This window comes from Laceyella putida (assembly GCF_042665195.1).
In the GTDB taxonomy this organism is placed as follows: domain Bacteria; phylum Bacillota; class Bacilli; order Thermoactinomycetales; family Thermoactinomycetaceae; genus Laceyella; species Laceyella putida.
Map to the genome: position 1 here is coordinate 21,242 of NZ_JBHTBW010000014.1, position 12,894 is coordinate 34,135.

Sequence of the window (12,894 nt, forward strand, 5' to 3'; positions counted from 1 at the left end):
TCATCCCCTTGTCTTCTGTGATTCTACATAGCGTTTAATGGTTTCACTTGATACATTTCCTGTACTAACGAAGAAAGAACGTGTCCAAAGACTTACCAGATGGGACAAGTGCTTAAATTCTTGTCTCAGTCTTCTTGAAGTCACTCCTTTCACTTTTGCCATGATATCCGATGGTGAATGAGTGGGAAGACCGTTCAAGAACAAATAACCATGATCAGGCATGACTTCCATAGCGACAATCAACCATTCATCTTCACAAATTTCGGTCACCCGTTCCTTGAATCGCTCTTCTACTTCATTTCACCAGTACTTTTCTTCGATAGCGCGGACAGAAAACAAAATGATAGTTGATTAAAGAGACCATTGTTCTTGTTCTTCTGTCGTCTTGTTCCATATCCAGATCCTAACCGTTCGATCCGCAAACTGCAACATCAAAAGATAAAAAATAGTTGCTCTAAGCATCCCCTTTATGGGGATACCGAGCAACGCCGTCTTTCATCCCACGATTGAAACCGTGGGCTTTCAGCCAGCAAAAATCTGTAAGATTGATACTCTTCTCCAAACTGATCGAGCATCATTTGTTCTTCGCGCGGCACACGCAAGAAATACATCAGCATGGGAACGCCAAAATAGCCAGAGAGCTACAACAGAGACCGCTACTCCAATCCATCCCACCCAAGATGCAAGCTGATAATCGGCAAAACTCAGTAACGGAGTGAAAGCATAGATTAGTGGAATGACTATCATCCCGATGAACAACAGAGAAAGTAGGAATATTTCTAAAGTCGTTTTACGGCTGTCAACAATCTGATTCGTTTTAGTCTGTCTGCCATAAGGCAGGCGCATAATGCACATTATTATCAAGCCCAAAAAGTAGATGATTTAAACATACTCTGTCCTCCCACAACATCTTTTCTCCCACTCTTTCCATTCGTGATAGATTGGACTAACCCGACCTTTTGAAAAGAAAGTAGGGTTTCTTCAAGACTTGGATTTACTCTTTCACTTTTTTAAGGGGGTCAGCCGCAGGTTGTTTTACAAATGTTGGTTCAGCTTTACGCCCATGACCCGTTAAATACCAAATACTTATCTAAAAAAACTCCTATAAAGCCTGTGCTACTTTTCCGGTACTACAATGGGTCCACTGTAATCCAGTTCGGAACATGCCAGTGTCTTAGAATGGGACAAGACCGATTCAAACGTATGATTAGACTCCTTAATATGATTAGGACTTTTAGCACCGAGCATTAGAAAATTCGCGCATATTCGGGATCGTCGTATCATTTCGGGAATACGTTTAGACATATTTTAGACAAAAATCACCGACTCCTCATACGTTAAGGAGTCGGTAATTTTATTTTTCCTGAAAAGCTAATGGTAAGACTACAAAAATCACAGTATTTCTATATACCCTTCCGTTCCGTTGACACGGATCCTCTGTCCGTCTTTTATCAGCTTTGTGGCGTTTTCCACACTTACGACTGCCGGAAGACCATATTCGCGCGCAATGACGGATCCATGGGTCATAAGCCCGCCTACTTCCGTCACCAAGCCTTTGACGGATACAAACAGCGGCGTCCAGCTGGGATCAGTGAATGAAGTTACCAGGATATTGCCCTCCTCTATGTTGGCGTCCTCCATCTTTAAAACGACACGTGCGCGGCCCTCGATGATGCCCGATGAAACGGGTATGCCTACCAAGGCACCCTGGGGGATATTGTCGGTGTTGTATTCGCCAAATATGACCTCGCCCTCAGACGTCATCATCCGCGGGGGTGTCAACTTCACATAAACCCCGTATTCCTCTTTTCTCTCGGTTATGATACTGTAATCCAGCCGGTTTGTGCGAACGACCTCCCGAAGTTCCTCAAACGACAGATAGTAGATATCCTCCTTCTCCTTGATGACGCCCTTTTCCACGAGCCGTTCGGCCTCCTTCAGCAACGCCTGTTTATAAATGTAGTACCGTTTGATTAAGGCATACTTGGGATATTCCCGATAGCCAATAAAATTGCGCAAAACGCTGATCATCTTCTTTGTTTTTTTGGCTTTTCGTTTGCCGCCCGGCAACGGCTCCAAACGGCTTAAAAGCTCCTGCTCCTTCTGCTCGGCTTTCAGCCGTCCTTGCTCAAATTTGACATTGCGCGCATTCGGTTCAAAATTCTTGATGTTGCTGAGAATCATGGGGATCAGTGCGGTTGGCTGTTCAAGCCAACGGGGCTTGGTGATATCGATCTCCCCGGAACAACGCATGCCGTATTTTTCAAGGTATGCCCTCAGGGCGTCACTGACCGCAGCACCGCCTCGTGGATCATACATGACTTTCTTCAATTGATGATGGTCCTGTAAAATAAATGCAAACAGTTCATCTCCAGATACGTTTGCGATTCTTTGCTGAAGATCTCTTATCGATTTCTCGATCTCGGAAATAAGATTTTGAATGATCGATACGTCGTTTTTTCGGTAGATTTTAATCAAGATTTTGATCACTTCAATAAGAAGATCCCAAGATAGTCCCATTGTGCGCATCATTGCACGCATACTGAAAACCCTCTTGCCGCGCGGCAATGATTTGACAAAATCCTTCCGCTTCATTAAGCTCAAGATCGCGTTCCACATCAGAGGATCGTTCATACCCATACTGAGTACGATCCTTCGGCCGATGGGCGATGCCAGATCGTGCGTGATATCGAGAAACAGCCTTCCACCGGCTTTGTGCATTAGCAGATCACCTAGAACAACCCCAATGGTTTGATGGCATCTGTCATCATCTGCTGATGGCCAAACGATATATAGACACGGTTCTCCCCATCATTCACGTCGGGGATCGGGTATAAAGTGGTGATCGGGCGACTCTGCACGATATAGAACGTATCCTCAAAAAAGCACCATTCGATGTCCTGGGGGCAGGCAAAATAGGCTTCGATCTTTCGACCTATACGCTCCAATTGCAAAATCTGCTCATCCGTCAGTGTCTGCTTATTCTGCCAGTCGGGCTCGATCTCCCGTTCCTCTGTACCCCCTTCTTTTAATGCATAAACAGCCAATTTCTTGGTGGAGATCGTCTTCTCGATAATTCTTCCCTCACGCACCTTATAGTTATCTGCAGACACCAAGCCGGAGACGAGCGCTTCGCCAAGCCCAAAGCTGGCATCGATGGACAACACCTTCCGGTTGGAGGTGACGGGATCAGCTGTAAATAAAATCCCCGAAGCCTGTGGGAAAACCATCCGCTGGATCACGACAGACAGGTAGACCTTGCGGTGGTCGAATCCATTTTGCATGCGGTAGATCACGGCCCGATCTGTAAACAGTGACGCCCAGCATTTGCCGATATGCCGCAAGATCGCCTCTTTTCCTATGATGTTCAAATACGTATCTTGCTGGCCTGCAAAGGAAGCAAGCGGTAAATCCTCGGCCGTGGCGCTGGAACGTACGGCATAAGCCTGCCTCTCGCCAAGCTCTGAGAGATAACGAATGATCTCTTCTTCGATGTCCGGGTCGATTTCCACTTCTTCGATGATCTTACGGATCTTTCTGCTGATTTCACTGATTTCTTCCCTTTCTTCCACCTTCAGTAGCGACAGTTGATCCAGTAACGCGTTAAACTCCCTGTTATGTTCAATGGTCTTTTTATAGGCCTCGGTGGTGACGCAAAAACCCTCCGGTACCGTATTCCCTCGATCCTTGATAATTCCCCTAAGTTTAAGCCTTTTCCCCCGACAAGCATGCGCTTGGTTTTGTCGATCTCCTGAAATCCAAGTACATATGAAGGCATACGGAATATCCCTCCTTTGTATTTACCGTTCTATTCCATATCGGATCATGGCCAGAAAACGGTTCATCTCGTCGATTATGCGTTCCATATATTTTTCATCCAAATTGGTTTTATCCGTTACCTCCGTTAAAACCTTGTCTTCAAAATGTTTCAATGTGATCCGGATCAGTTCAAATGCCTGCCTGCGGTCCACGCCTTCTTTGAGAGGGACTTTGTCAAACAAACGTTCCAATACCTTATTCCTGGTGGCCATCAGTAAACCCATTTTTTCTTCAATATCCGCCTTCAGTTCTTTCGGCGTCGCATAATAGACTTCCATCAACAATTTGTACTCATCGGGATTTTTTTTAAAGTAATCAAGTTCGATGCGGCTGAATTGGTCTATGGCTTCAAAAAAGTCCCTGTATTCCGGCAGATCGTCAAAGCGAAGTTCAGCCTTCACTTTTTCAAGGCATCGATCCAAAACACAGAAATACAATTCTTTCTTGCTCTTGAAATGATGAAAAATCAGGGCCTTGGATATGCCGGCCGCCTCTGCCAACATCGCGGTCGTGGTCTTTTCATATCCGTGACGGGCGAATACAGCCAAACAGGCGTCCAAGATTTGTTCTTTTTCATAAAGTTGTAAAGGCAAGGGTTTCATCTCCTTCCATTATGCTGACCATGAAGTTAGTATAATTTTAGCGTATACTGACTTATCGGTCAATATAATTTATATTAGGCCCAGAGGGAACGAACTATTTTGAGGCCACCTGTCCAATAAATGGAATCTATTTTGTCGTGAGGAATGAAAACAAAAAACTGTCAACCCTGACCCGTTTTTCACATTGGGAGGTTGACAGACTTTTTGTTTTGGGGATCACCATTGGATTTCATTTCTTGGGCGGATGACTCCAAAATGACTGGATGCTAACGAGTGCTATTTTATGTCGCTCTCCTTGCGCAACACCACTACTGTGCATAAGTGCGGAACCCGAATGATCGTTTCTGCAAACTCCCTCTCAAGCATTTGCTCCAAATCGCGTTGGAATGCTTTGCGCGCTTCGGCGGAAAGTTTGGTATACCAAGACAACGTCCTGACCCGTCCGCTCCAGGCCTCATGGGTAAATGTCACGGAATAGGGATGTTCCCACGCCGCCGTACACGCAAAGGCGGCTTCTTGCCATTCATGATGCCAGTTGAGGGGGAAATGGATGATGCGTTCCCTGGTTTCCGCACGGCTGCCTGGCGGCTTCAATGCCTCAGAACCCAAATATTTGGCGGCAATAGCAAGAGTTTTTTGGCATACCGGCACAGTGAGATCCATGATGGTATCCATCACAATCAGTTTACCCTTATTTTTCAGCAAACGCCTCACTTCCGCAAGCGCTTGGGGACGGTCAAACCAATGCCATGCCCGCAATACCGTTACCACATCGGCACAGGCGCTTGGCAAGTTCGTCCCCTCTGCGGTGGCACATCGGTAATCAATGCGGTCTCCGTCAATGATGCGCGCTTCGGCCAACAATTCGGGGGAAGGATCAATCCCCGTCACCATCGCCCCTTGTTTAGCCAACTCTCTGCTTAAGACCCCGCTCCCACAACCAAGGTCAACCACACGCTGATCCGCCAAACGAACGCCCAATGCGCGCAACTGGTCAAACACCCCAAGCGGAAAGTCATTCCGCCATTTGGCATAATCTTTCGCTACGCTTCCAAAATCGACTGAATGGCTCAACACGCTTCACCCTTTATGATTATATGGATTTATTCTATTCCCCTCCTTTCAGTTCACAAAACTCAAACTTTTTCAGCTCCCCACCCTCCCAGACATTATGAAATTCATAATTTTTTCCATCCGCCAACAAAAACGGTAAACACTTCACCACATTAACGGCCAGTCCCATATTCTCAGGATGCAAGATCCAAGAAATCTTCTTCCAATCCAGAATGCCTTCATCGATCTTAATCGGAGTGGCAGGATAAGGATAGTTGGCGGGCAGTTCTGTCCAAAACAAATGCATGCCTCCCCTCGTTCCATCCTCCAACGTCCAAATCATCCGACCGCGATAAGTCATGGTTGCCAAACGCAGACCCGCTTCCTCCTCCACCTCACGCAAAGCACTCTCATGCGGCGTTTCTCCTGGCTCAATTCTTCCGCCCAATCCATTCCATCTGCCCATCCATGAAGATTTTTCTCTATTCAACAGTAAAATTTCATCTTCCTTTTTAATAAAGCACATCGTATATTGGCATTGAACTGTCAAATTTCTTCACTCCTATTAAAAAAATCGTTTTAAATTCATTAGAAAATCTTCTGCCCTAATCACAAAATCCCTCTTGGCCCTTTTCTTTTTCTATAGTCAAAAATATAAAAAGAACCTTTATTTAATATTTATAATTCTCTATACGAGCATAAATATGATAATATAAAAATTGAAAACTTTCATGCAAGGAGGGTTGGTTTATGAGATTGATCCCCCGGATTAACAGCATTTTGAGTAAACGACGCGAGGAAGGGTACAAAATCTATGGGCAAGTCCCCAATCAAACCTCTCTCGCGCGGGCTCTGGGAGCAAGAAAACAACAAGTTTCCCTGTGGGCAAGAGGGGCGGCCATCCCACGGCCTGAAGCGATCTTCCATATGGCTCATCTCCTCGATGTGCGCCCTGAGGAATTATATGAATTTGTCCCTCCCACCGAAGAAGAACAACTCGCGCTAATCCACGAATTTGAAACAAAAGAACGCGAAGACACACTTCGGCGCAAAGAGAAAAAGATTAATGAATTACGCGAAAAAGGCTTGAGTGAAGATGCCATTCAAGTCAAAATCAAAATGCTGGGTTTGACGAAGTATGATGAAGAGCTGGCAGATACATAAATCCGCTCCCCTTCAATATGATATAATGATAGAAAGTTTACACAGTTACCGGAAGGGGGTTTCACCATGGCGTTGACCGAATCCAATATGTTTCCGCTTGGCGCAACTGCTCCGTCATTCACACTGCCTGATGTCGTTTCAGGGAAACAGGTGTCCCTTGATGAGTTGAAATCCGACACCGCTACAGTGATCATGTTTATTTGTAACCATTGCCCCTATGTCAAACATGTGCAATCACAATTAGTGCGACTGGCCAACGACTACTCCCCAAAAGGGGTGTCCTTTATCGCCATCAGTTCCAATGATGCCATGCAATATCCCGAAGACGGACCAGACAAGATGAAGCAAGTGGCTGAAGAGTTTCAATATCCGTTCCCTTATCTATACGATGAGACGCAGGAGGTGGCCAAAGCATACCAAGCGGCTTGCACGCCGGACTTCTACATTTTCGACAGCAAGTTGGCTTGTGTTTACCGCGGGCAACTGGATGACTCCCGTCCAGGCAATGAACTTCCCGTCACCGGTTCCTCCATCCGTGCGGCATTGGATCAGATATTGGGCAATGAACCGGTTACCGTGCAACAAAAGCCCAGCATGGGTTGCAATATCAAGTGGAGATAACTTCACCAAGAAAAGAGATCACGCTCAATCCGAGGTGATCTCTTATTCGTGTTTCACTTGTGTCTGCTAGAACCCACTTTCCGTCACTATGCGGTGACGCCAACGCGCCAACACTTCCCGACCGTCATGCAACTGTACACCATCCACTGCGCCGATCACCGCCACGCATCCTTCCGTCTGTTCATCCAATTCCAATGGAAAACAAGTGATCCGCCCCACCATCTCCGGTCGCTCTTGCCATGATAATAACTTAGGAGCTTGATCGGCCGGACTCACCTGCACATGCTGGAGCGGAACCGTCAATCCATCGCCCGTCGCCTTGACGATGGCTTCTTTTCGCGTCCAATAACGATAAAATCCACGCATTTGTTGCTCCGGCGGAAGTGATCTCCAGGATTGCTGCTCCGCTTCAGATAGGGACATCCTCACCAGTCCGTCAAGATCGGCCTCCCTTTTGATCCATTCGATGTCCACGCCAAAAGGATGCTGTTGGGACAAGCCAATCACCACCCATTCTCCGGAATGAGAAACACTGATCTCCATCTTGGTTTCATTCCGTCGGAGCAATAACGGTTTCCCATGCTCCTCACCACATGTGGGACAAGCCCGAGTCACCGGCACTTCATGGGGAGCGATGGACAACTCCTCCGCCAACAGCAACCGCAACAGACCACAAGACAGGAGGGCCCGAGCTTGATCCGCCTGTTTGCGGAAAGACCGAACCCTTTTAGCTTCCCGTTCACTTAAGATCGTTTCCAAAAATAAAGAAGCTTCCGCAATCGGCACTTTCCATAGATGAATGAATTGGGGTTGTCGTGCAATATGGCTCATCGCGTTATTATGCCACCTTTTCCTAATTTTCCGGTTACCTCAACTATTTTCTCACGAAATAAAGTAAAATGGAAAGAGTTAAGAGCAAATACCCCTCTCTCATCCTTAAAGGAGAAATGAAGATGAAGATGTCCATTCCACTGTTTCAGGTAGACGCTTTTACCAATGAACCATTTAAGGGAAATCCAGCTGGGGTCTGTATCCTCCCCCATCCCCAAGCGGAAGATTGGATGCAACAATTAGCCAGTGAAATGAACTTGGCGGAAACCGCCTTCCTCTATCCAGAAGCGGACGGCTATCGCCTGCGTTGGTTCACACCGACGACCGAGGTCGATCTCTGCGGCCACGCGACCTTGGCCAGCGCCCATATTCTCTGGGAACAAGGATATCTGGCAAGTGACCAAGTCGCTCGCTTCTATACCAAGAGTGGACAGTTGATCGCCAAACGGAAAAAAAACGGCATCCAACTTGATTTTCCTGCGGTCGCCATTCAGCTGACCGAGATTCCTCACCAACTGATAGCCCTGCTTGGCGACAAGGTACAGCAATGTTTAACGGATCAGGCGAATTTGGTTGTCGTGTTAAAAAGTGAAGCCGATGTCCGACAGTTGCAACTCCATCGCGATGAGATCTTAGCCATCCCCGGATTGAAGAATGGTGTGATCTTCACGGCGCTCGGGACAGAATTGGACTTTGTCTCACGCTGTTTCTTCCCGCAAGTCGGCATTGATGAAGATCCCGTGACCGGCTCCGCCCACTGCCTGCTGGGTCCATACTGGGGGCAAGTGTTGAGCAAAACCACGCTCACGGCTTACCAAGCTTCGCCTCGTGGTGGTGAACTGCGCATTGATCTCAATGGTCAACGAGTCCACTTAACGGGGCAAGCGGTCACCATCTTTAAAGCGGAGTGCCTGGTATGAAGCAAGATACGCAGCCTTTTCTAACGGAGAAGAGGTTGCGCGTATTTTTATCTGATTTTAATCCAACCCAGATCCAGCGTTGACAGTCATATATGAATGCGATATATTTCTGATAATTCTAGGAAGGTCTGCCAGTCTAAATTCCCAAAATGCCGATGACATGCCGGAGTTGGCTATTCAGTATTTGAATGAGGTGGTATGGATATGAAAGCATTCGTGATCCCCCAACGGGCCATGGGCTATGGTTTGGTCCTGTTTGCCGCCATTTTATGGGGAGTCTCCGGAGCTACGGCGCAGTACCTGTTTGCATCCGCCCGGTTTTCTCCCGAATGGCTGGTCGTCATTCGATTGCTCATCTCGGGCATCCTCCTTCTCACTTTTCTCACGATGACGCATAAAGAGGTTCCCATCTGGGCGATCTGGAAAGATCGTCGTGATCGCATGCGTTTGATCCTCTTCGGACTCGCAGGTTTGCTCGGCGTCCAATATACGTATTTCGCGGCGATTGACGCTTCCAATGCAGCCACCGCCACGGTGCTCCAGTATGTCGCCCCCACCCTTGTCGTATTGTTTCTTGCGGTACGGGGCAAAAAGTGGCCAGGAATAAGAGAGCTTGTCGCCGTGGCCCTTTCCTTTGTCGGCACGTTACTCTTGGTCACCAGCGGCAACCTCGATCAGCTGTCCATTTCGCAAGCCGCGCTATTCTGGGGCATCAGTTCAGCCGTGGCCCTCGCCTTCTATACGATCCAACCCTCATCGTTGCTTTCGCGCTGGGGATCCCCGTTGATCATTGGTTGGGGAATGGTGATCGGGGGCATCGGGTTCAGCTTCATTCATGCGCCTTGGGACGTGGAAGGACGCATCACCGCTCCCACCCTCCTTGCCGTTGTCTTTATCATCTTGTTTGGCACCTTGATCGCCTTCACATGTTACTTAGAGAGCTTAAAATATATACGACCCGCCGAAACCAGCATCCTCGCCAGTGCAGAGCCTTTGACGGCCGCCGTTTTGTCGGTGATCTGGCTCCACGTCCCCTTTGGCCTGGTTGAGTGGATCGCAACATGTTGCATATTGGGAACGGTATTTATCCTGTCCATTGAAAAAAAGCGCTGGGGTTAATCCCCTTGCGCTTGAAAGTCATCTAATTTGCGTTGCAAACTTGTTGGGGACAATATCCTGACGAAAAGTGGTTGTTGTCCTGACGGAAAAGCACCCGTTTCATGTCATTTGACCCGGAAAAATTGGACATTGTCAAAATCGGCCCAGTTATCCGGATTGGCATCGCTGTAGATGAAAACGGTGGCCGAACCTCCCGTCACCTTGATGTTGGAAACAGTGAACTCGGTCCAGACATCCGGGATTTTCTTGCCTTTTAAATCTATGGAAGCTTTTTGATCGCTAGCGTTTTTGTCATAATTCTCCACGCCGAACTCAAGATGGTTTTGCCCGCCGCCGCTCCGCAACCAAATTTTGGCTTCATAGACACCATCAGGAAGTTGATTGAGCTGTTGATACACTTTTTGCTTGTAAGCCTTATCCGACCAGTAGTTGAGGTTGGCCTTACCTTTGAAAGGGAAGTCTTTGGCTATTTCTATGACATGAGCTTGTCGATTCCGCTCACTGATTATTGGGCTCATTTTGGGGAGAACGACAAGCTAATATAACCGGAGTATTGCGTCGGAACAACAGGAGGAATCGCAACCCATTGCGATTCCTCCTGTAACCTGGTTGTCTGCTCTATTCCGTTTCCATTATTCTCCCATAGTCCCGTTCCACTTTGGCCACGCGCACAGCGTAGTTCAAATACCACTCGACCTTGCCCCGTTCTTGCGCGATTTGATGTGCGGCATGTTCTTTCCAAGCGCGAATCGCCTCTTCCGACTCCCAATAGGACACCGTAATCCCAAGCCCGGTGGCATCCCGGACGCTTTCCATCCCCAAAAAACCGGGTTGCTGCTTCGCCAACAAACCCATTTGCTCTGCCATCTCCCCATATCCCTGATCCGCTTCGATTCGCGCCGATGTGAAGATCACGGCATAATAAGGTGGGCTTGGCGTTTTCGCCAATGAACTCATGCGGCCACTTCCTTTCTCCACAACTTATTTTGTTAAAGAAATAAGTGCCGAGAGTGATTCTCAGCACTTTTTAGCCGCCGCCATCCTAATCCCCAATACTTACCCAGCGCTTGGTACGGTGGCTCTCCAGGATCGCATCGATCAATTGCATAATGCGATGCCCCTCGGCGAAGCTGGAGAAGGTGCGATGGCTTTGCCAGTCCTCCCCTTTTTGCCGGAGCCGGACCGCTTCATAGAAATTGAGAAACAAGTTTTTCAACCCATCAGGCCAACCTTCTTCATGGCCACCCGGATAGTGGGCGAGGCCCCTTGCCTGCTCGCTCAACAAACCTGGGTCACGCATCAGTTCTTGGTTGGCGCGGTCACGATGACCAAACCAGAGCTTGTTGGGATTTTCTTGCTCCCACGCGAGGCTCGCTTGGTTCCCCGCAATCTCAAAATGCAGATGGTTTTTCCGGCCCGCATTCACTTGGGACACGGTAAATACCCCATGCGCCCCGTTTTCAAAATGCACCAATACCGTTCCCGCGTCTTCCGTGGCGATCTCCATCTCTTCAAACTCCGCCGTTACGTTGCTGGCGAAGCTTTGCACAGCGGTCGTCGGCTTTTGGCGAACAGGATGAACCGTTTTCAAATCCGCAAATACTTCGACGATGTTTTGTCCCAACACATGCTGCACAGTGTCACACCAGTGTGAACCGATATCGGCAATCGCCCGGGAATCTCCGTTCTTGTCCGGCTCCAGACGCCAGCTATAGTCGGTGGGGAAGAGCAACCAATCCTGCAGATAACCGCCCGTGACCAAATGGACTTTGCCAATTTTGCCTTCCCGGATCGCTTGTCTTGCCTCTTGCACCATGGGATAGTGGCGATAGTTGAAGCATACGCCCGATACCACGTCATTCTTAGCCGCCAACGCCGCCAATTCTTTTGACTCTTCACTGCTCATCGCCAATGGTTTCTCGGACAAGAGATGTTTCCCCGCTTTTAAAACGGCTATATTGATGGGGTGATGCAAATAGTTTGGCGTACAGTTATGTACCGCATCCACCGCCGGATCTTGCAACAGTTCTTCGTAACTGCCATACGCTTTGGTCACCCCAAATTTATCTGCAAAGGCTTGCGCTTTGTCTTGACTGCGTGATGCAACCGCATACACTTCCACAAACGGAACGCGGTTTAGCGCTTCCAAATGGGATTGTGCCGAAAAGCCCGTACCGATAATCCCCACTTTTACTTTTGCCAAGGTATTTCCCCTCCTCTATTTCCATACCAACATGAATCAATAGAGTAATGATGTCCACATTCCTATTTTATATAATTACCCACCTTTATTAAATAACTGAATGATATAACATTCAAATTATTTTTCACACAAAGAAATTTCTCTCCACACACAAACCCAGAGAAGCCTCGACAAATGGTCCACTGGGTTTGTGATCAACGTATCCAGCCGCTTTTCCAGTTAGCTACTGCTGCCGCAACTGCTACTACTGCAACTGCTACTACTGCAACTGCTACTACTGCAACTGCTACCGCTGCAGTTGCTTCCACTGCAATTGGAACCTGAATCTGAGCCGCCGCCACTTCGATCATCATAATCATCACTGTCAAACAGGAAGAAAGGCGTTGAACCTGAGGAAGAAGAACGGGAAACGCCCCCGCCGCGATATTTCCTTCTCCTTCTGCCCCGTTTTTTCATCCTTTTCACATTCAGCACGATAATCATCACCATAAAAAACAGCCATAACAGAAAAAACAGACCGAAAAAACCAAAAATAAGTTCCAATCAAACATTCTCCCTTCTG

General features: G+C 47.8%; 13 protein-coding genes and 2 pseudogenes. 4 read left to right on the forward strand and 11 right to left on the reverse strand.

Annotated elements, in window-relative coordinates:
- The 5 genes and pseudogenes from tnpA to ACFQNG_RS05215 all read right to left on the reverse strand — a co-directional run bounded on the left by tnpA (nucleotide 1) and on the right by ACFQNG_RS05215 (nucleotide 6,024).
- Nucleotides 1–394: pseudogene (tnpA, locus tag ACFQNG_RS05195) on the reverse strand (IS200/IS605 family transposase).
- 998 nt (nucleotides 395–1,392) lie between these two features.
- A pseudogene (locus tag ACFQNG_RS05200) lies at nucleotides 1,393–3,778 on the reverse strand (phosphoenolpyruvate synthase).
- A 22-nt stretch (nucleotides 3,779–3,800) separates the two neighbouring features.
- On the reverse strand, nucleotides 3,801–4,421 hold the full coding sequence (locus ACFQNG_RS05205; RefSeq protein ID WP_379863823.1) for a TetR/AcrR family transcriptional regulator: 621 nt from the start codon (nucleotides 4,419–4,421) through the stop codon (nucleotides 3,801–3,803).
- A gap of 276 nt (nucleotides 4,422–4,697) precedes the next feature.
- Nucleotides 4,698–5,495, reverse strand: coding sequence for a class I SAM-dependent methyltransferase (locus ACFQNG_RS05210; protein ID WP_379863824.1), 798 nt, complete (start codon nucleotides 5,493–5,495; stop codon nucleotides 4,698–4,700).
- Between the two features lie 34 nt (nucleotides 5,496–5,529).
- Complete coding sequence (locus ACFQNG_RS05215) at nucleotides 5,530–6,024, reverse strand: NUDIX hydrolase (protein WP_379863825.1); 495 nt, start codon at nucleotides 6,022–6,024, stop codon at nucleotides 5,530–5,532.
- Nucleotides 6,025–6,224: 200 nt separating this feature from the next.
- On the opposite strand from ACFQNG_RS05215, the gene ACFQNG_RS05220 reads away from it, so the two are divergent.
- Nucleotides 6,225–6,638, forward strand: a complete 414-nt coding sequence (locus ACFQNG_RS05220) for a hypothetical protein (protein ID WP_379863826.1) — start codon at nucleotides 6,225–6,227, stop codon at nucleotides 6,636–6,638.
- Nucleotides 6,639–6,704: 66 nt separating this feature from the next.
- Nucleotides 6,705–7,259: a thioredoxin family protein gene (locus ACFQNG_RS05225; protein WP_379863827.1), complete on the forward strand. Its 555-nt coding sequence runs from the start codon at nucleotides 6,705–6,707 to the stop codon at nucleotides 7,257–7,259.
- A gap of 66 nt (nucleotides 7,260–7,325) precedes the next feature.
- On the opposite strand, the gene ACFQNG_RS05230 is transcribed toward ACFQNG_RS05225, so the two are convergent.
- Entirely contained in the window at nucleotides 7,326–8,090 is a 765-nt protein-coding gene (locus tag ACFQNG_RS05230; protein ID WP_379863828.1) for a 4'-phosphopantetheinyl transferase family protein, read from the reverse strand.
- Between the two features lie 122 nt (nucleotides 8,091–8,212).
- Here ACFQNG_RS05230 and ACFQNG_RS05235 point away from each other — a divergent pair, with 122 nt between their 5' ends.
- On the forward strand, nucleotides 8,213–9,010 hold the full coding sequence (locus ACFQNG_RS05235) for a PhzF family phenazine biosynthesis protein (protein ID WP_379863829.1): 798 nt from the start codon (nucleotides 8,213–8,215) through the stop codon (nucleotides 9,008–9,010).
- Between the two features lie 198 nt (nucleotides 9,011–9,208).
- The gene (locus tag ACFQNG_RS05240) at nucleotides 9,209–10,129 is read left to right on the forward strand and encodes a DMT family transporter (protein ID WP_379863830.1); all 921 of its coding nucleotides are present in this window, start codon (nucleotides 9,209–9,211) and stop codon (nucleotides 10,127–10,129) included.
- A 104-nt stretch (nucleotides 10,130–10,233) separates the two neighbouring features.
- On the opposite strand, the gene ACFQNG_RS05245 is transcribed toward ACFQNG_RS05240, so the two are convergent.
- From ACFQNG_RS05245 to ACFQNG_RS05265, 5 genes are all read right to left on the reverse strand, one after another.
- Nucleotides 10,234–10,647, reverse strand: coding sequence for a hypothetical protein (locus tag ACFQNG_RS05245; RefSeq protein WP_379863831.1), 414 nt, complete (start codon nucleotides 10,645–10,647; stop codon nucleotides 10,234–10,236).
- A 100-nt stretch (nucleotides 10,648–10,747) separates the two neighbouring features.
- Entirely contained in the window at nucleotides 10,748–11,086 is a 339-nt protein-coding gene (locus ACFQNG_RS05250) for an antibiotic biosynthesis monooxygenase family protein (RefSeq protein ID WP_379863832.1), read from the reverse strand.
- Nucleotides 11,087–11,171: 85 nt separating this feature from the next.
- Nucleotides 11,172–12,332: a Gfo/Idh/MocA family protein gene (locus ACFQNG_RS05255; protein WP_379863833.1), complete on the reverse strand. Its 1,161-nt coding sequence runs from the start codon at nucleotides 12,330–12,332 to the stop codon at nucleotides 11,172–11,174.
- 194 nt (nucleotides 12,333–12,526) lie between these two features.
- Nucleotides 12,527–12,682: a hypothetical protein gene (locus tag ACFQNG_RS05260; RefSeq protein WP_379863834.1), complete on the reverse strand. Its 156-nt coding sequence runs from the start codon at nucleotides 12,680–12,682 to the stop codon at nucleotides 12,527–12,529.
- A gap of 14 nt (nucleotides 12,683–12,696) precedes the next feature.
- Complete coding sequence (locus ACFQNG_RS05265) at nucleotides 12,697–12,879, reverse strand: hypothetical protein (protein ID WP_379863835.1); 183 nt, start codon at nucleotides 12,877–12,879, stop codon at nucleotides 12,697–12,699.
- Nucleotides 12,880–12,894: the final 15 nt, after the last annotated feature.

Coding starts and splice junctions, on each gene's coding strand:
- ACFQNG_RS05205 (WP_379863823.1), bottom strand. CDS start 4,421: ATGAAACCCTTGCCTTTACAACTTTATGAAAAAGAACAAATCTTGGAC.
- ACFQNG_RS05220 (WP_379863826.1), top strand. CDS start 6,225: ATGAGATTGATCCCCCGGATTAACAGCATTTTGAGTAAACGACGCGAG.
- ACFQNG_RS05225 (WP_379863827.1), top strand. CDS start 6,705: ATGGCGTTGACCGAATCCAATATGTTTCCGCTTGGCGCAACTGCTCCG.
- ACFQNG_RS05230 (WP_379863828.1), bottom strand. CDS start 8,090: ATGAGCCATATTGCACGACAACCCCAATTCATTCATCTATGGAAAGTG.
- ACFQNG_RS05235 (WP_379863829.1), top strand. CDS start 8,213: ATGAAGATGTCCATTCCACTGTTTCAGGTAGACGCTTTTACCAATGAA.
- ACFQNG_RS05240 (WP_379863830.1), top strand. CDS start 9,209: ATGGATATGAAAGCATTCGTGATCCCCCAACGGGCCATGGGCTATGGT.
- ACFQNG_RS05245 (WP_379863831.1), bottom strand. CDS start 10,647: ATGAGCCCAATAATCAGTGAGCGGAATCGACAAGCTCATGTCATAGAA.
- ACFQNG_RS05250 (WP_379863832.1), bottom strand. CDS start 11,086: ATGAGTTCATTGGCGAAAACGCCAAGCCCACCTTATTATGCCGTGATC.
- ACFQNG_RS05260 (WP_379863834.1), bottom strand. CDS start 12,682: ATGATCGAAGTGGCGGCGGCTCAGATTCAGGTTCCAATTGCAGTGGAA.